Source organism: Mucilaginibacter sp. P1_A3, assembly GCF_056406855.1.
Map to the genome: position 1 here is coordinate 382639 of NZ_JBFTZJ010000004.1, position 20019 is coordinate 402657.

General features: G+C 43.6%; 12 protein-coding genes. 5 read left to right on the forward strand and 7 right to left on the reverse strand.

Annotated elements, in window-relative coordinates; all coding sequences use genetic code 11:
- Positions 1-71: 71 nt before the first annotated feature.
- Positions 72-740: a flavodoxin reductase gene (locus AC1D0K_RS10515; RefSeq protein ID WP_477395009.1), complete on the reverse strand. Its 669-nt coding sequence runs from the start codon at positions 738-740 to the stop codon at positions 72-74.
- 356 nt (positions 741-1096) lie between these two features.
- Between AC1D0K_RS10515 and AC1D0K_RS10520 the strand changes: the two genes are divergently transcribed.
- The 4 genes from AC1D0K_RS10520 to AC1D0K_RS10535 all read left to right on the forward strand — a co-directional run bounded on the left by AC1D0K_RS10520 (position 1097) and on the right by AC1D0K_RS10535 (position 7582).
- Positions 1097-1513 carry a hypothetical protein gene (locus tag AC1D0K_RS10520; protein WP_477395007.1) on the forward strand — a complete coding sequence of 139 codons (417 nt, stop codon included), beginning with the start codon at positions 1097-1099 and terminating at the stop codon, positions 1511-1513.
- 1000 nt (positions 1514-2513) lie between these two features.
- On the forward strand, positions 2514-3995 hold the full coding sequence (locus AC1D0K_RS10525) for a glycine--tRNA ligase (RefSeq protein ID WP_295717197.1): 1482 nt from the start codon (positions 2514-2516) through the stop codon (positions 3993-3995).
- A gap of 118 nt (positions 3996-4113) precedes the next feature.
- Positions 4114-6561 (forward strand): bifunctional YncE family protein/alkaline phosphatase family protein, encoded by a 2448-nt coding sequence (locus AC1D0K_RS10530; protein ID WP_477395005.1) that lies wholly within the window; start codon positions 4114-4116, stop codon positions 6559-6561.
- 154 nt (positions 6562-6715) lie between these two features.
- Entirely contained in the window at positions 6716-7582 is an 867-nt protein-coding gene (locus AC1D0K_RS10535; RefSeq protein WP_477395003.1) for an aldose 1-epimerase family protein, read from the forward strand.
- A gap of 355 nt (positions 7583-7937) precedes the next feature.
- Here the strand turns inward: AC1D0K_RS10535 and AC1D0K_RS10540 are convergent, their stop codons facing one another.
- The 5 genes from AC1D0K_RS10540 to AC1D0K_RS10560 form a co-directional block, all read right to left on the reverse strand.
- Entirely contained in the window at positions 7938-8705 is a 768-nt protein-coding gene (locus AC1D0K_RS10540; RefSeq protein ID WP_477395001.1) for a PLDc N-terminal domain-containing protein, read from the reverse strand.
- 81 nt (positions 8706-8786) lie between these two features.
- The gene (locus AC1D0K_RS10545; RefSeq protein WP_477394999.1) at positions 8787-10619 is read right to left on the reverse strand and encodes a glycoside hydrolase family 35 protein; all 1833 of its coding nucleotides are present in this window, start codon (positions 10617-10619) and stop codon (positions 8787-8789) included.
- Positions 10620-10682: 63 nt separating this feature from the next.
- Entirely contained in the window at positions 10683-13454 is a 2772-nt protein-coding gene (locus tag AC1D0K_RS10550) for a DNA gyrase/topoisomerase IV subunit A (RefSeq protein WP_477394997.1), read from the reverse strand.
- A 221-nt stretch (positions 13455-13675) separates the two neighbouring features.
- Positions 13676-14506: a sulfotransferase gene (locus tag AC1D0K_RS10555; protein WP_295717899.1), complete on the reverse strand. Its 831-nt coding sequence runs from the start codon at positions 14504-14506 to the stop codon at positions 13676-13678.
- A 5-nt stretch (positions 14507-14511) separates the two neighbouring features.
- Positions 14512-15096, reverse strand: a complete 585-nt coding sequence (locus tag AC1D0K_RS10560; protein ID WP_477394995.1) for an adenylyl-sulfate kinase — start codon at positions 15094-15096, stop codon at positions 14512-14514.
- 678 nt (positions 15097-15774) lie between these two features.
- Here AC1D0K_RS10560 and nagB point away from each other — a divergent pair.
- Positions 15775-17697, forward strand: coding sequence for a glucosamine-6-phosphate deaminase (gene nagB, locus AC1D0K_RS10565; protein ID WP_477440589.1), 1923 nt, complete (start codon positions 15775-15777; stop codon positions 17695-17697).
- Between the two features lie 624 nt (positions 17698-18321).
- On the opposite strand, the gene ftcD is transcribed toward nagB, so the two are convergent.
- Positions 18322-20010, reverse strand: coding sequence for a glutamate formimidoyltransferase (gene ftcD, locus AC1D0K_RS10570; RefSeq protein WP_477395811.1), 1689 nt, complete (start codon positions 20008-20010; stop codon positions 18322-18324).
- Between the last annotated feature and the right edge of the window lie 9 nt (positions 20011-20019).

The window sequence follows — 20019 nt, forward strand, 5'->3', positions numbered from 1 at the left end:
GATAAAGTGCGCCAAAAGTAGGTTATTTTCACAACAAACCGATATTATTTGTGGCGATGTTATTGCCGCCCCTACCGCTCAAACACAACCGAATCTGCACTTGCACCCAGGCCGGTTAAAATAACGTTAATGGCTTCCACCATTGGGTCGGGACCGCAGATGTAGAAGTGTTTGGTAAAATCGCTTACTTCAGCTTTTAAAAAGGCTTCGTTGATGCGGCGGGTATCGTGAATGCTATCCTTTTGGGCGCTTATTAAAAACAGCGCATCGGGGCCAAGCATGCTTTTGAGTTCATCGGCCAAAATAATATCCTCATCTGTTTTGTTACTGAAAAATAACTTGTTGCCTGTAAGCTTCCCCTCTTTATTTAAATGCCTTAAAATGGCTATAAAGGGGGTAATACCAGCACCGCCGGCAATAAAGTAACCCGGGCCCTTGTATTCTATAGCACCCCAGGCATCACGCAGGATCAATTCATCACCAACAGCTAATTTGCTCAACTGGTTGGTTACGCCTTCGTCGCTATCGGGGTATATTTTTATGGTGAACTCGAGGTATGGGTCATCAGTAAGGCAGGTAAAGGTGAAGGGGTTCTTTTTATCCTTCCAGCCATCCTGATTTATGGATAGCTCTGTTGCCTGCCCCGGTGTAAAGGTAAAACCAGCGGGCTTTTCCAGCCGGAATTGTTTAACATTATGGGTTACGTACCGGGTTGAGATAATCTTTACAATGGTTTCCATAGGGCTTATCAGTTATTTAAAGCTAACTAATAAAAGTGTGTTTTTATCAATTAGTTTTAACTCTTTTAATGGATTGGAGATTGATCATGCAGGTGTCCGTCCGTCTGGAGGTGTTGGACACCTGCGGACGGACTGACACCCTTTGTTGGATTTGGGATTTCGGAGTTGGGATTTGGGATTTGATCATTTTAGTTTGGCAAACATGCAGGTGTCCGTCCGTTCAGTAGTGCTTGGACACCTGCGGACGGACGGACAGGTTTGTGAGATTTGGGAGTTGGAAATTGGGAGTTTGGTAAAGAAACATCGATGCCGTTAATGAGACTATCTTTATTAACTTCACCCTACCCTTACCGCAAATGAAATTAAAGTTTAAAATAAGCCAATCAACTAACCTCCATCCTCAAATTATAACCGGCAAAATAGTATCGCTGTTGGATGATGGTAAATACAGGGTTAACCACGTAACCGATAGCAGCGTTGAATTTGATGAAAACCCCTGGAAATTGATGTGGAATTTTGAGGCAGCGAAACGATTAGATGGTGGCAAATTTGAAATCAGCATGTTAAACAACGAGGCATTGATAACCTTTACCTGGTACAAAAACTTAATGGCAACAGTGTTGATACTGACTGCCCTATCAATCACCTTAATACACGAGGGTGAATACTATGCCCCATTGTTTTTTGTTGCATTTTATATTATTGCCATATCTATAAACATAGTTACACTACGAAGTATAGCAAGAGAAATGCTAAATAAAATAATTGAATAGTCTGCCTTATTTTTTTTTGCTGATGTAATTTTTAAAAACCGCGTTTTTTAAAAATACTTATCCAATAGCCTATATATATATTAGTATATATATATGTGACCTTGACTGTGTACGGATGCACCCTGCCTGTAGAATATGTTGGTTTGTTTGGGTGTCCGTCCGCAAAGGGGAGTGAGACAGTTTCGGACACCTTGCGGACAGGGTTGAGTTCCTTTCCATCTGTTTGTCTGCCTGTCCGTCCGTCCGGGGAAGCCCATGTAACCGGACACTTTGTGGACACCTGGCTTTGTATAAAACATACAACACCCTTTCAAATATACAGAAATTTCTTTAAAATAAAGAATAAAATCAATTTAAAAATATGACATTGCCCAAAATATTTCATGGATGACTTTTATATTTCCCGATATTGAATATCTTAGGCTGAAGCTTAATAATATGAAAAAAACGATCCCGAAATGGGTACTGATTGTTTATAATTTAATATTTAGTTACGTACTGGTATCAGCGATATTGCAACTCATCATATTTGTGTTAACATCACGCTTTACAATTCCTAGACAACGGGTTATCGGCCTTAATCCGATAGGTATAACCTTAACATTTGTGTTTATAATACTACTGCTGCTTTGCTTTAAAATGTTCAGCATTATATTACCACGCATATTTAAGCGCCTTCAAAAAATCAGTGTATCATAAGCTGATATTTTGGGCTGTAATTTATATAGATAGCGGTGTCCGCAAAGCGTCCGCAAAACATGGTCACCTGGAACCGGACGGACGGACACTTTGGGTCGATAACCGCAGCTGAGTTCTTTCTGTAGAGACGCATAATTGCGTCTCCCGCAGGACATTCATAATTTTCAAGGATGATTTGCATGCCGGAGACGCAATTATGCGTCTCTACAGGAGGCAATGACATATTGAGCTAAACCCCCAAAACACACCTTTCGCCTTTTACCTTTTACCTTTCCGCCTAAATTGTATCTTTGCAGCTATTATGAGCAAATCAACCGACGAACTTTTTAAAAATGTTATATCGCACGCCAAAGAATATGGCTTTGTTTTCCCTTCCAGCGAGATCTATGATGGTTTAAGCGCTGTTTATGATTACGGCCAGAATGGCGCCGAATTAAAGAACAACATTAAAACCTACTGGTGGAAAGCCATGGTGCAAATGCATGATAACATTGTTGGTATTGATAGTGCCATATTTATGCACCCCAAAATTTGGAAAGCCAGCGGCCACGTTGATGGTTTCAGCGACCCGATGATCGATAACAAGGATTCAAAAAAACGTTACCGTGCCGATCAGCTTTTGGAAGATAAGATTGACCGCTACGATAAAGATGGCAAGACTGATAAAGCCGAAGCTTTACAGCACGATATGGATGAGGCCCTTAAAAATGAGGATCTGCCCCGTTTAAAAGAACTTATTATTGAGCATGACATTGCCTGCCCCGTAAGCGGTACCCGCAACTGGACAGATGTACGCCAGTTTAACCTGATGTTTAGCACCCAAATGGGCGCTGTAGCTGATGATGCGGATGTGGTTTACCTTCGCCCGGAGACTGCTCAGGGTATCTTTGTAAACTACCTTAACGTGCAAAAATCGGGCAGGATGAAAATCCCTTTCGGTATTGCGCAAATAGGTAAGGCTTTCCGTAACGAGGTTATTGCCCGCCAGTTCATTATCCGCATGCGCGAGTTTGAACAAATGGAGATGCAATACTTTGTACGCCCTGGCACGCAAAAAGAATGGTTTAACCAATGGAAAGAAGCCCGTTTAAAATGGCACCTTGCCCTGGGTACCGATGCTGCCAAATACCGCTACCACGAACACGTAAAACTGGCCCACTATGCCGATGCTGCTTTTGATATTGAGTTTAACTTTCCGTTTGGCTTTAAAGAAGTAGAAGGAATACATAGCCGTACAGATTTCGACCTGAGCCAGCACCAGAAATTCTCGGGTAAAAAGCTGCAATATTTTGATCCAGAGGTTGATCCTGAAACGGGCAAACCTTATGGTAACTATATCCCCTACGTAATTGAAACCTCTATAGGTTTAGACAGGATGTTCCTGTTAACCATGATCAGCGCGTTTGAGGAGGAAGACCTGAGCACCGAAGAGAAACAGGATAGCCGTACCGTACTGCGCCTGCACCCTTGCCTTGCACCGGTTAAAGCTGCTATTTTCCCACTAACCAAAAAAGATGGTTTGCCAGAGAAAGCCCGCGAAATTATGGATAGGCTGAAGATTGATTTCAACATACAGTATGAAGAGAAAGATGCTATTGGTAAACGTTACCGTCGCCAGGATGCTATTGGTACACCTTTCTGTATCACGGTTGATCACCAGACTTTGGAAGACGATACCGTAACCATCCGTTATCGCGATACCATGGCCCAGGAGCGTGTAGCATCTGCCGATCTGGATAAGATCATTGGCGACCAGGTGAGCTGGAGAAACCTATTGAAGTAAAAAAGCTATTACAATATAACGGCCCGCCCCACCAGCGGGTCTTTTTTATATTAAGTTTTTGTTAACAACTCCATCAACAGTAAATGATTATGTAATTTTGACTACAATCATTACTATCATGAAACAAAAGCTACTCATTTGCTTAGCAATATTAGCAACCTCATTAACTACCTACGCCCAAACGCCGGGTAAAATAGCCCAAACCGGGCAGGTATTATTACCCAACGGCTGGAAACTTAGCCCCGCAGGCACCTCTTTACCCCTTGGCGATCTGCCTTTAAACATCCAGCTATCCACATCTGGCAAGCTGCTGGCGGTTACCAATAACGGCCAAAGCACGCAGTCGGTTCAACTTATCGATCCAAAGAACGAAAAGCTATTGGACGAAAAGGTAGTACGCAAATCATGGTATGGTCTCACTTTTAGTCACGATGAAAAGAAACTGTACGCATCAGGTGGTAATGATAACTGGATCTACGTTTTCAATATAAACAATAATAAGCTTGGCACACCGGATACCATTAAGCTGGCGGCCCAGTCATGGCCTAACAATAAGGTATGCCCAACCGGGATGGCTATTAATAAAAGTGATACCCGCCTGTATACCGTTACAAAAGAGGACAGCACTTTATACATTGTAGACCCGGCAGCAAAGAAAATTGTAAAACAGGTAAAACTCCCGGCCGAAGCCTATAGCTGCCTGTTATCTCCCGACGAAAAAACGCTTTACATTTCTTTATGGGGCGGCGATGAACTAGGCTTTTACAACATTGCAACCCAAACCCTTAGTACCATAAAAACCGAAAGCCACCCTAACGAACTGCTTTTGAACAAAAAGGGCAATTACCTGTATGTGGCCAATGCGAATGATAATTCTGTTTCGGTAGTAAATACCGCCAGTCATAAAATAATAGAAACCATAGCAGCAGCCTTATACCCTACCCGCCTAACCGGCTCCACAACCAACGGACTGGCTTTATCAACCGATCAAAAAACGCTGTACATTGCCAATGCCGATAATAATTGCCTGGCAGTATTTGACGTTACTAAACCCGGCAGCAGCCGCAGTATGGGCTTTATCCCGGTAGGCTGGTACCCTACCAATGTAAAAGTGCTGGGCAAAAAAATACTGGTTGCCAATGGCAAGGGTTTTACATCAATGCCGAACCCTAAAGGCCCTCAACCCATCCTTAAAACCGACAATAGCGGTTACAAGCAGGGAGCAACAAACAGCCGTGAGCAATATATCGGCGGGCTGTTTAAAGGTGCGTTATCATTAATCAACACACCCGGAGCAGAGCAGCTTAAGGCCTATACCAAACAGGTTTATGCCAACACGCCCTTCAGTAATAAAATTGCTAAAACAGCTCACGGCGAGCAGGGTAACCCTATCCCGAGGCGTATGGGCGAAAAATCGCCTATTAAATATGTGTTCTATATCATCAAAGAAAACCGCACTTACGACCAGGTTTTAGGCGATATGCCACAAGGTAACGGCGATACTTCATTGTGCATTTTCGGTAAAAAAACTACGCCAAACCACCATGCTATAGCCAATGAGTTTGTTTTACTGGATAACTTTTATGTAGATGCCGAAGTAAGTGCCGATGGCCATAACTGGAGCATGGCAGCCTACGCTACCGATTTTGTGGAGAAAACCTGGCCAACCAGCTATGGCAGTCGCGGTGGTAATTATGATTTTGAAGGAACCCGCAAGGCAGCCTACCCGCGTGACGGCTTTATATGGGATTATTGTAAACGTGCCGGTATAAGCTATCGCACTTATGGTGAGTTTGTGAGTGACGGCAACTCCGGCAAAGCGAACTTAAAATCGCTGGAAGGGCACTATTGTAAACAAGCTCCCGGCTTTGACCTCAACGTGAAGGACGTGAAACGGGTTGCTATCTGGGCCCATGATTTCGACTCCCTGTTAACTATAAATGCTGTACCAAGGTTTAACAGTGTACGCATCTCCAATGACCATACCAGCGGACAAAGGAAGGGTGCCATATCACCTACAGCCGCCGTCGGCGATAATGATTTGGCTATAGGCCAGTTCATCGAGCACCTTTCAAAAAGCCCAATCTGGAAAGAATCGGTAGTGTTTATTTTAGAAGATGATGCCCAGAATGGTCCCGACCATATTGATGCACACCGTTCGCCGGTATTTGTTGCAGGGCCTTATGTAAAGCGTAATGCGGTTATCCATGGTATGTATTCCACATCGGGCGTATTGCGCACCATCGAGCTGATATTAGGCCTCCCGCCGATGAGCCAGTATGATGCCGCCGCTATGCCATTGTATGATTGCTTTACCAGCAAACCCGATCTTACACCTTACATAGCTAAACAAGCCCAGGTTGACCTGGAGCAACGCAACATGGCGGTAAACGAAAGCAGTAAACGATCTGAACTGTTTAATTTCGCTAAAGAAGACGCTGCACCTGATATCGACCTTAACGAAGTAATATGGAAATTTGTTAAAGGCGAAACTGCTGTAATGCCTGCACCAAAACGCAGCGCTTTTGTAATTTTAGAGCAGAAAAAAGAACAGGATGACGATTGATTTTGTCTGAACCGGAATTACTATTGTCTGAACTGAATTTGTCAAATTAAGGAATTTATATGCTTCTTTAATTTAGGGAATATGTGCTTTTGAGATAAAAATTCGTGAAATTCACATAATTCCATAAATTCGGTTCAGCATAACCATAATTTCTATGACTACCATTGAAAATGAATACCTGATAGCCCAAATTGATGCTAAAGGCGCACAGCTAAGCTCATTAATTGACAAGGCAACCGGAACTGAACATATGTGGCAGGCCGATGAATCCATCTGGCCATGGCATGCGCCAAATTTATTCCCGGTTGTGGGTGGTTTAATTAATAACGAGCTTGTGGTTGATGGGCAAAAATATCCCATGAGCAGGCACGGCTTTGCGCGGCAGTCGGAATTTGTTTTACTGAATGCAGATGATGTTTCGGCCAGTTTTTCGTTGCCTTACTGCGATAAAACATTGCAGGTTTACCCCTACAAGTTTGACTACCAGGTATTATACACCCTTATTGATAACTCCCTCAGAATTACCTACAAAGTGATCAACCTGGATAAGAAAACCATCTACTTTTCGGTAGGTGCGCATCCGGCCTTTAATATCCCCTTTAACAAGGGCGAAAATTATGAGGATTACTACATAGAGTTTGAAACGGACGAACACCTGGAAACGGAGCTTTTATCGGGCGATGGTTTTTTCACCGGCGAAAGTCATCCGGTGCCTACTCCGGGCAATAAACTGCATTTAACCCGTCACCTTTTTGATGCCGACGCGCTGGTACTAAAAAAACTATCGTCAAGAATGGTAACCATTAAAAGCAACAAACACGATCAAACCCTATCGGTTGAGTTCCCTCATTTTGCTTACCTGGGCATCTGGGCCAAACCCGGCGCCGATTTTGTGTGTATTGAACCATGGCTGGGCTGTGCCGATACACAAGGTGAGCAAAAAGACATCAGCAAAAAAGAATTGATCCAAAAGTTACATGCAGGCCATGTGTTTGAAGCGCCGTTTTTTATAAGCCTTTAACGGGCGGACAGGTAACGGACACCTACGGACGGACGGACACCCAATAACAACGAGTGCCTCGTATGACAAGTTATAAAACTGAAGTCGTCCTGAACTTGTTTCAGGATCCCACAGGACAGGTGGACTGCTTGAAGTACACCTAGCATGTGGGGTGCTGAAACAAGTTCAGCCTGACGTATTTCTCTTGTCATCCTGAGGAACGAAGGATCTACTCTCCACCATGCTTCTTCGCCCTGTACAGTTTGCAAATAGATCCTTCGTTCCTCAGGATGACAAACCTTTTTAACGCCACTTCCCCTTCAGAGGCCACCAGATTTTACCACTCAGCATGACATGGGGCATAAAAGAAATCTCCCTAAACTGCTTTCTGTACCGATAGCTTCTTTACCTCATCTTTGGTTTTAGCAAACCAAATTTTGCTTGCTTTACGTTCCATGGCGCTAAGCTGCGGCACTTCGTTCAGGATATCGTTAAAAACCTGGTGAGCATCATCATCGCGGCCCTGCCTCACCAAAAACATACCATACTCATAACGTGGCCCAAAGTACGAATAGCGACCCTTCATGGCTTTAAACTCAGCCTCGGCTAACTCAACCTGCCCGGTATTTTCCAAAGCTATAGCATAACCTATATGCGCTTTTGAACGGGCGAACTGGGGCAACTTATACAGTTTTTTGGCAATAGGAATAATCTCTTCGTATCTGCCCTGGTTGGAGTAAGCCATAATAAGCTGGGCCATTACGTGTTCGTTCTCGGCAAATGCCCCTGTAAGACTGGTTTCATACAGGTCCACAGCTTTATCGGTAAAACCAGCCTCAAGGTAGGCATCAGCCAGCTTTACTTTATTGGCAAAGGTATCTGTAAAGCGAAGGTCCTCTTCCAGCTTTTTGAGTTTAGCCCCCGGATTGAGTACAGCGCCTACATTAAGCTTTGGTACCCGCAAAGCAGAGCGATTGGTTAATATTTCGGAATAAATATAAATAAGGCTGCCAATAACAGGTAAAAATATGATGATCCACAGCCACTTTTGCTGTGTACCCCTGCGCAGGCAATGGATAGCGCAAATAGCTTCCAAAATAAGTGGGATATAATACAAACCGCCGCCGCCGAAAAGCATATTCATATTGTAAAAAGATATAGGATTATATATGTAATCCAAAAATAATAAAATACCGCTTTTGATGGTATTTTATTATTTCAAAAATCAATCTTTTACAACCTGGTTTAAGATAGGATGATCAAGCGCAACAATTTGGGTATGGCCGTTTTTCAATTCATCAAAAACCACTATCTCATTCAATCCTTTTTTTAACCAGCCGGCTGGTATGTACAAGGTTTGCTGCGGACCAACGTTCCAATATTTGCCAATATTACGCCCATTTAAAAACACGAAGCCTTTACCAAATTTGCTTAGGTCTAAATAGGTATCGCCGGTTTTGGTTAGCATGAACCTGCCCTTATATAAAGCAGGTTCCAGTTCATAAATATCTTTATTGTTAGCGTATTTAAACCCGGCAGTTGACTCAAACGGAAACTTATACATTTTCCAACCTAACAATTCCTCACCGTTCAGCGTTACCGTTTCTGTTATTCCCTGGCGATTATCAGTTAAGTAAGGGCCGTAATTGATGCGGCCATTGTTTTCAACCAGTATATCAAGCACATCACCTTTCTTAGCAGCATTTAGTTGTAATGAATCTAAACGAAGATGCCTGTCTAAAACCCCAATACGTTTGTTGTTTAAATAAACAGTTGCATAATCACGCATTTCTTTAACCTTTAGCAAACCTTCGGCAGCACTTTTAAGCGTCGTTCGGTATAAAACAAAACCATAACCTTGGTTTAAATCCTCAAAACAAAGTGGCTTTTCGTTTATCACAGGTTTACCTAAATTGGCGAATAACGGCGTTCTATCCCATAGGGCTATGTTTGGGATAGCGATAGTTTTACTACTCGCAGGCACAGGTGGCAATGTTACACCTGCGGGTAAATGCTTTTGTATCACCTCCCTAAACTTGTAGAACTTAGCCGTAGGATTACCTGATTCATCAAGTGGCGCGTCATAATCATAACTTGATGTTTGCGGCGAGTATGGATCCTTTTTGCTCATGTTTGCCCCATTCATAAAAGCCCTTGTAGTACCACCATGAAACATGTACATGTTGATAGAGATCCCTGCCGCTAAAACTTCATCCAGCTTTTTAGCATCCTCATCTGCCTTTGTGGTAGCATGCGGCGTGCCCCAACTATCAAACCAACCCGGGTACCACTCGGCAATGTAATATGGGCCTTTGCCATCATGATATTTATTAATGAGCGCTTTTACCTCTTTAGGGTTATCCAGCCCATTTACCGCAGGTAAGTAACCCGGCAAATAACCGGCAGGCAATTGCGATGGACCATCGCAGGTAAACAATACACCATCAAACCCCGCCTCGCGGAATATTTTGCGGTTAATATCCAGGTATTCTTTATCGTTGCTGTATGAGCCATATTCGTTCTCAATCTGCACCATTAAAATATTACCGCCATTGGTTACCAGGTACGGACTAAGCTGCTTACCTACCTGCATCACATAGTTTTTGTAGGCCTGCAAAAATTTAGGATCCTTACCACGCACCTTCAAATCCTTATCCTTGAGCAACCACCAGGGGTAGCCGCCAAACTCCCACTCGGCGCAGGCGTACGGGCTTGGGCGCATCACTACCCAAAGACCTTCTTCTTTAGCTATTTTAACAAACTCGGCTATATCATTATTACCCGTAAAATCATAGGTACCCTGTACAGGCTCATGCGCGTTCCAAAAAACGTAGGTGCCAATGGTATTTAAGCCCATCGCTTTAGCCATCTTCATGCGCGAGCGCCAGTACTCGCGGGGCACACGGTAGCAATGCATCTCGCCCGAAATTAACTGCAGGGGGTTTCCATCCAGCATAAAGGCAGAATCGCCCAGGGCAAAGGTATGTTTAGCTGTTTGGGCGTTTAATGATGTAAAAGCTGCCATCAGCATAAGGCAGGCAATAATAATTCGTTTCATTTTTATTGATTGATGTATAAGCAAAAAGCCACCAGGGTTTAGCGTTCCTGGTGGCTTCGAATATTAAAATAACCCTATCTGACCTTTATCGTCAATATCAATATCGTCGGGATTGGTGATCTCGAAATCCACTTTCTTTGGTGGGGATTGCGCCGGCTTAGCAGGCGGTTCTACCGGTTCAGCTTTAGGTTTCACTGATTCAGCTTCCTGCGAATCGGCAGGTTCAATTTCATCAACTGTAGTAGTTGTTTCCTCCTCAGTATTCACAGTTTCATCTGATTCTGCCTCCGTTACCTCTTCCTCAGGCTCCTCAACAACATCCTCGGTAACAATAAGCTCAACAGATTTTATAGGTAATTGCGACAGGCGATTACCCATAGCCTTCATGCCTTTTACATCTATTAAATCGGCAAGATTTACTTCAATTGTTTCGGGGGTTTGTTCTTTGCCTCTCAGCTGCACTATTTGAACCAGCTGGTTTGCTTTAGCAATATATACCAGTTTTGAGCCAGGTTCATCACTGATGATGCTGATCTGTTTACCGATAGCGATATTCTCGAAAATGAAACGCTTTACCATATAGTTTTTCGATTTTCCATCCAGGTGGATAACCGAATAAACCTTTTTAGGATCATACTTTTCAATCAGGATCATTTTATCATCAAAATGATTATTTAAATCAAAATTGGTGAGTTCATAAACACCGTTACTCAGTACGTTCAGGATGCGGTCGTCGCCATCAAATTCGCCCAGGTATTTACCACGGCTATCGGCATTCAGTCTTTTCAGGATGTCATCATACCAGATCTTTCTTCCGGCCAGGGTAGATACGCCCTTGCTTTTCAGCATTATCTTTTTAACCGGGTATTTGGTGATGATATTACCCATCGATCCACGGCCTTTAATGGCTATCATGGCAAAATCCTCATCAAACTGAAGCTTCTTCAATTTAGAATGCGGCTTAAGCTGCACATTTACTATTTCGGCCTCACCATTGGAGTTAGCTGTAAAATACAACACCCTGGTTCCCTTGGTGCCTTTGGTAAGATCATACTCCTTATCGCGGGTTACCCCCACTACCGAGAATCGTTTGATATAGGCGATACCGCTTTCGCCATCCTTGTAAATCATGTTATAAACGGTACGCTCGTCGTTCTTTTTAAATACGGCTACGTGGATAATATCCTTACCTACAAAAACCTTATCCTGTACTTTAGTGATCAGGCACCTACCGTCTGATCGAAAAACGATGATCTCATCAATATCAGAGCAATCGCCAACATACTCCACCTGCTCATCCTTTTTAAGGCCCGAGCCAACAAAGCCATCCACCCTGTTCACGTACAATTTGATGTTGGCCAATGCTACCTGGGCAGCTTCTACCTTATCAAACGTGCGCAATTCGGTTTTACGATGCCTGTCCTTACCATACTTTTCCTTCAGTTTATTAAACCAGGCAATGGTGTAATCGGTAAGGTGTTTAAGGTGATGTTTTACTTCTTTAATTTCGTTTTCAAGCGTCTTCATCTGCTCATCCGCTTTTTTAACATCAAAACGGGTGATGCTGCTCATCGGCTTATCAATCAGCTTCTTATAATCTTCGGGCAAAATCACCCTGTAAAACAGCGGAAAGAAGGGTTCAAACAAACGGTTAAGTACTTCCAGTACCGTTTCAAAATTACCGGAGGTTTCGTACTCGGGATTTTTATACATCCCTTCCTGGATAAATATTTTTAATAACGAACTAAAAAATATCTTCTCCATCAATTCTTTAAGCCTGATATCCAGCTCCTGCTTAAGCAATTCTTTGGTAAAAAATGTGCTCTCGGTAAGCATATCATTCACGCTCATAAAGCGCGGTTTATCAGACTGAATTACGCAGGTATTGGGTGATATGGAAACCTCGCAATCGGTAAAGGCATAAAGCGCATCGATAGTTACATCGGGAGAGATGCCCGGCGCCAGGTGGATAATGATCTCCACATTTTGCGCCGTATTATCTTCAATTTTTTTAATCTTGATCTTACCCTTATCATTGGCCGATATCACACTATCAATCAAGCCTCCGGTTGTGGTAGTAAAAGGTATTTCGGTAATGGCCAGCGTTTTTTTATCACGCTCCATAATTTTAGCCCTTACCCTTACCTTACCGCCGCGTTGTCCCTCATTATAAGCCGAAGCATCGGCCATACCCCCGGTAGGGAAATCGGGTAATAAATTAGGTCGCTCGCCTTTTAATACAGCTATTGATGCATCAATCAGCTCAATAAAATTATGCGGCAATATTTTAGTAGCCAAACCTACGGCAATACCCTCGGCCCCTTGGGCCAGTAGTAAAGGGAATTTTACAGGCAGCGTTATAGGCTCTTTGTTACGGCCATCATAGCTGGCCTGCCAAACGGTGGTATCGGCATTAAAAACAACATCCAAAGCAAATTTGGATAAACGGGCCTCGATATAACGGGGTGCCGCTGCCGAGTCGCCAGTTACAGGGTCGCCCCAGTTTCCCTGGCAATCAATCAGCAGGTTCTTCTGGCCTATCTGTACCATGGCATCCCCAATGGATGCATCACCATGCGGGTGGTATTTCATGGTATTACCAATTACGTTGGCTGCCTTATTAAAACGCCCATCGTCCATTTCTTTTAGGGAATGCAGGATACGGCGTTGTACGGGCTTTAAACCATCGTTGATGTGCGGTACCGCACGATCAAGAATTACGTAGGAGGCATAATCAAGAAACCAGTTTTCGTATAAACCGTCGAGTGAGGTAACGTTATGTAATGTTTCGTTATTATCGGCTGGTATCTCGTTTTGATTCAGATCTTCACTCATTATATGCTAAAAAACTTTTGGATGGGTAAAGATAAAAATTAATGTGCAGATTTCAGATTACAGTTGTGCAGATGATTGTCTGAACCTGGATTTGTCTGATTAAGGGATTACCTGGATGACCGCGGTAAGTTGAAAAATCAAAATCTCAAAAATCCGCTTCATTCCGGTTCAGAAAATAATTTAAAATCTGCACATCTGTAATCTGCACATCGAAATCCCCCCTATCCCAGCTTTACAAAATGATTTAAACGCAGCTGCAGGTATTGCGCCTTTATCAGTAAAGTTTTGGTATTGATAAAGGGATCGACATCATTTGCGCGGCTCATTAAATCGCCTTTATATACCTGGTTAAAATCAAAATAGCTTAAGTTAAACTGCCATTTTTCTTTCAAAAAATTAATGATCTGCTCATCCTTTTCCAGTAACAACTCGTAGTTAACCACAAGGTAATCATCAACAGACAGTTTTTTAAGCGTTCTTAATATTTCTTCATTATAATTTATCCACACCCTTAAATAGGTTTCGGCATGTTCTGCATAAAATTTTGCTACCCTACGTTTACGCCTCAGGTATACCCACACTTGCCTTGAAAAATAATTGCGGGCCAGGTATTTTTTATCAATAACAGCAAAATCCCGTTTAAGCAACGAATTGATCACCGCGTTATAATCGCGCATAATAACCAGGTATTTGGCCTCGGGCAGTAGTTTGTTATAAGTATCCAGGAACAGGCAGGTACGCGGGTCTTTCCAGCCCCATTGCTCATACAGTTGTTGTTTTATTTTAATAATAGTTTCCAGTTTGCCCAACTGATATGCCGAAAGTTCGATCTTTTTAGCATCAACCAGGCCAGATACATCGAGGCTGTTGTTATCTAATATATCTTTATGAAGCCTTAAAAACTCTATATCCTCAAAATGCCCATCTACATTGCCAGTACCGCTCCCCAAAAGGCGTTCGCCTATTTCCAGGCCGCAACGGTTAAGCCAGTTAGTTATTAACGAGGTACCGGAGCGGTGCATACCGGCTATTATTAATGTTTGATGTTGCATGAGTGTTAGTTTAATTGTGATTTAACCGGGGGCTGTTTAACAAAAAATATGGATTTTTGGCGCGATAAAAAGTGTTGATATTCTATGAAGGCGAAGAGCCTGTCTGTACATCTGGCAATATCATAAGTATGGGTATTGATATATAGGTCGGGGGCCTGCGGCACCTCGAAGGGATCATTTACCCCTGTTAAATTACAAACCCGCTGAGGATCGTTCTGGGGTAGTTGCGCCCTATGGTATAGCCCTTTGGTATCGCGAAGCTTTAAAACGCTCATCGGGCAATCTACATGCACTACTTTAACATCGTCATATGCATTAACCAAACCCTGGCGCATGGCTTCATAAGGCGTTATGGCGCTAATGATGGGAACAATACCTAGCACGCTGAATTTACTTGCTATAAAACCCAGCCGCCTGATGTTTTCAAAGCGATCGTCTTTTGAATATTTCAGATCAGGAAAAAGTTCCTGTCTGTATTCGTCGGCATCAATTACCTCTGTTAAAATTTGGGCCCGGCCAAGCCATTCTTTAACCTTTATAGCAAGGGTTGTTTTTCCGGCGCCGGATAGTCCACAAAGTAGTATGATCATAAAAATTAATTTTTAGTTGGGCAAGCGTTAAGCAGGTTGAATGTTAAACTTTTAATTAATTACCAGCTTAACGGCAAGTTTTCAGCTTAAATTGTAGCTAATAAAACGTGTATCGACAGAGAGTAGTTTTGTATCGACGAACGTACCATAAGTGCAGATGATGATTTCTGAGTAACCGGCGATTGATACAATAAAAATAAATTTATATTTATTCTACTAAATACATAGACATAATAGAATTAATTATATATTTGTGGCAGATAGTTTGCAAATGGGGTTCATTTAACAACTATAACGCAGGGCGCTGATTTGGCAGCAAAGCGGGATGGTTCGATTCCATCCCCTGCATCTTCTCTTCTCATATTTATGTTTTATAATTGGTTAAATTAGAGTTCCTGCCCATCAGGAGCTCTTTTTTTATTTGCAGTTAACCTTTTGGAAACATTAAAATAACTTATTAAAATAATTTAAAAAGTTCTTTTATTTGAAAATTAGTTTTATTATGTTTGTACCAGTAATGCACAACTTGTTATTAAATGGAATTAATTTTAGCCTTATGTCGGTGAGGTTAAAACGGTTTTGTTAATTGGTTTGATAGAATCCTCGCTTCGGCGGGGGTTTTTTGTATTGTGATCTTTTTAATTCAACATATATATAACAAAGGTTCTTTAAAAAATTATGGCTCGATTAAATTTATTGGAAGAAACCCGGTACGAGAAGCTGCCGGTAACCGTTTATGGCAACCAGCAGGAAGCATCAATTGCGGTAGCATCAAGGATAGCAAAGCTGATCCGCGACAAGCAAAGCAAAGGCGAAAAAGCGGTGCTGGGTTTGGCTACCGGGGTAACCCCCGTGCGCGTGTATGCCGAACTGGTGCGCTTGCACCAGCAGGAAGGTTTATCATTCAAGGATGTCATCACCTTTAACCTGGATGAGTACTATCCCATGAAGCCCAATGCCGCCCAAAGCTATGTTACTTTCATGTACGAGAATTTATTTAGCCATGTGGATATTGAGCCCGCCAATGTGCATATTCCCGATGGTACGCTGAATAAAGATGCCGTGGCCGCTTTCTGCCTGGCTTATGAGCACCAGATTGAGGAACTGGGTGGCCTGGACCTCCAGATCCTGGGGATTGGCCGTACCGGCCACATCGGTTTTAACGAGCCGGGCTCTGCCCCCAACTCGGGCACCCGTTTGGTTACCCTGGATGACCTGACCCGGAATGATGCTTCCCGTGATTTTGGCGGCAAGGCCAATGTGCCTACCAAAGCCATCACCATGGGCATTGGTACCATTTTTAAAGCCCGCGAGATCATCCTGATGGCCTGGAGCGCCAAGAAAGCGCCCATCATCAAAAAAGCCGTGGAAGGCGAAATCTCGGGCGAAGTACCGGCTACCTACCTGCAGCTCTCTGATCATGTGGAGTTTGTATTGGACGAGGCCGCTGCTTCGGAACTTACCCGTTTTGATACCCCATGGCTGGTGAAAGATTGTTCCTGGGATGATAAAGTTCTGAGGAAAAAAGCGGTGATCTGGCTGGCCGATACCATCGGCAAACCGGTATTGAAACTCACCGAAGAGGATTACAATAACCATGGCATGGCACAGCTTGCCGTGGAGCAGGGACCCGTTTACAACATCAACATTGATATTTTTAACCAGATCCAGCATACCATTACCGGCTGGCCGGGTGGCAAACCGGATGCGGATGATTCCCAGCGCCCGGAAAGGGCCTTGCCGGCCAAGAAACGCTCGGTCATCTTTTCCCCGCATCCCGATGATGATGTGATCTCCATGGGGGGTACCTTTATCCGCCTGGTGGACCAGGGGCATGATGTGCATGTGGCTTACCAGACATCGGGCAATACCGCCGTTTGGGATGATGATGTACTGCGTTACATGGAATTCGCTATCGACTTTACCCATAGCATTGGCGAGGATAACGGTCATCTGACTTCCTTATACGAAGAGATGCGCGCCTTTTTCCCGCAGAAACAGCCTAACCAGATCGATACCCGCGAGATCCGGGATGTGAAAGGCTTTATCCGCAAAACAGAGGCCATCTCGGGTGCCCGTTATGCGGGTTTAAGTGATGACCATATTCATTTTATGGCCCTGCCTTTTTATGAAACGGGCAAAACCAAGAAAAACACGGTTGGCGAGGAAGATATTCAGTTAACCATCGACCTGCTTCAAAAGATAAAACCGCAGCAGATCTTTGCTGCCGGTGATTTTGCCGATCCGAATGGTACGCACCTGGTGTGTTTCAACATTATCCTGGCCGCCCTTAACCGCCTGAAAGCAACCGAGGACTGGGTAAAGGATTGCTGGCTGTGGATGTATCGCGGGGCATGGCACGAGTTTGAGACCCACGAGATTGAAATGTCGGTGCCTTTATCACCCGAGGAGGTGATCCGCAAGCGGAACGCCATCTTCAAACACCAGTCGCAAAAGGACCGCCCGGTGTTCCCGGGTGATGATGCACGCGAGTTTTGGGTGAGGGCTGAAGACAGAACACGCGATACCGCCCAGCGTTATGACCGTTTAGGTTTAGCTGAATATGAAGCGATGGAAGCGTTTGTAAGATACCGATTCTAATATTAGTCTATGGACTTTGAAGGCGGTGGGCGTAAAAACTCATCGCCTTTTTTATTTTAACGTTATATGCTAATAATTTATACCCGCAGACTTGAACAATCTGCAAAGAAACATGTAATTCAGGAAAAAGTTTAAAGGTTTGGAAAACCGCGATTGAGTCTGTAACTTGGAAAAAAGCATTGATGTTTTAAAGTGGACGCCATCGTCAGAACATTCACTTAGAAGCTGTCTAAAAATGAATGAATAACCACGACCGTCATTGGCACGAAGCAATGACGTGTCTTCAAAAAAACTTTTTGTCATCCTGAACGTAGTGAAGGATCTGTTATTCGCCATGCTTCTTCGCCCTGTAAAGTCTGCGAATAGATCCTTCACTCCGTTCAGGATGACAAATTTTCCAAACGTCATTTCACCTTTAGTGTTCTCCGGATTTTATGCCTCAGGGATGTGTAGAGCTTCTTACAAGCAAAATTCCAAGCATTTGATTATCAGCACAAACAATGTTCCACCCTATATTTTTAACAAAGCTTAAAGCATTCACTATCAACACAAATAGTGTTCGACCCGATCCACATGTTCCACCCGTTCCGGTGCAACACCCCAGCTATCAATACAGTGCAGATTTTACAACCCTATCTTCTCATTCACCAGCTCGATAATCTCTGTTTCTAAAGCAATAGCTTTCCGCTCAATCTCATTACCCCGGTAAATAACATCTACCACAAAATCCTTATCCTTATAACCCGAAGCGTTGATTTTCACATTCATAAAAGCGCCTAAAACCGCCGTGCGGGCACAAAGTGCTGCAACGCCGGCATCGGTTACAGAATTGGGGTTGCCAATCTTCACCATCGCCATAATTACTTCCATACTATCCAGCGCGGTCTGCATTACCTTAAAGGGAATTTCAATAGCATATTTGGTGGCATCCTGTATAGCTTGATTTCTGGCAGATTTTTCGTCATCTGTTGATTTTGGCAAACCAAAAGATTCCATGATCTTATTAAATGCAGTTGTATCCAGATCAACTAAACGCAATAGTTCATTTTTGTACAGCTGCGCTTTCTCCGCCCAATCGCTAAATTCCTGCCAACGGCTATCCCACCCCTTTTTATGCGAACTGAGGTTGGCAACCATGCCAGCCAATGAAGCACCCAAAGAACCTATATATGCAGAAATAGAGCCACCACCTGGAGCAGGGCTTTCGCTGGCCGTTTCGTCGGCAAAATCGGTAAGGCTCATGCTAATCAGTTTACTATCGGCCTTATCTTTCAACAGGTATTCTATAATTCGCTCTTCGGGTTTAAAAGGCGAAAGCTCATCCAATCCCATCGATTTCACCGCGATCTTGATCAGCTCCTTTTCACTTACCCCAACAGAACGCTGTTGCTTGCGAAGGAAATACTTACCGGCTTCCAGCATGGCTTTTAGTGGTATCAACCCCACCAGTTCGCTGCCTGTAACACGAATACCGCGTTCATTGGCTTTTATACAAACCTCATCAAAGGCTTTATGTACCGGGGTAATTTCAATATTGGTAAGATTCATGGAAATCTGGGCCACGCCGTATTCCTCAATATACCAGCCAATGGCCTTTACTGCCTTCAGTGAACCGGGGATGGATTTGGGTTTACCATTTTCATCCGGTATAATTTTACCTGTAGTGGCGTCACCCTCCCGCAATACACGCCCGGCCTCCCGTACATCAAAGGCAATGGCATTTGCCCTGCGGGTTGAGGTGGTATTGAGGTTTACATTGTAAGCTACCAGGAAATCACGGGTTCCTATTACCGTAGCACCACGCCTTACATCATTCTCCGCCGGACCAAAATCAGGCGCCCATCCCGGTAGTTTTATCTTCTTAAAAAAGCCTTCGTATTCCCCGGCCCTTATTACAGACAGGTTGCTACGGGTTTTATCTGGCTGCGCGTTCTCATATAAATAAACGGGGATCTGCAATTCTTCACCCACCCGCTTAGCCAGCTGACGGGCGTACCCGGCAGTCTCTTCCATACTGATATTGCTAATGGGTATCAGCGGACACACATCCGTTGCCCCCATTCTTGGATGCTCGCCCTTTTGCTTACTCATATCAATTAGTTCACCGGCTTTCTTTATGGCGAGGAATGCAGCCTCAATCACGCTTGATGGCTCACCAACAAAAGTTACCACAGTGCGGTTTGTCGCCTTACCGGGGTCAACATTCAATAGCCTTACTCCCTCCACCGATTCCACCTCATCGGTGATCTGTTTAATGATATCAAAGTTTACTCCTTCGCTAAAATTGGGTACGCATTCTATTAGTTGGTTCATTAGTTCAAC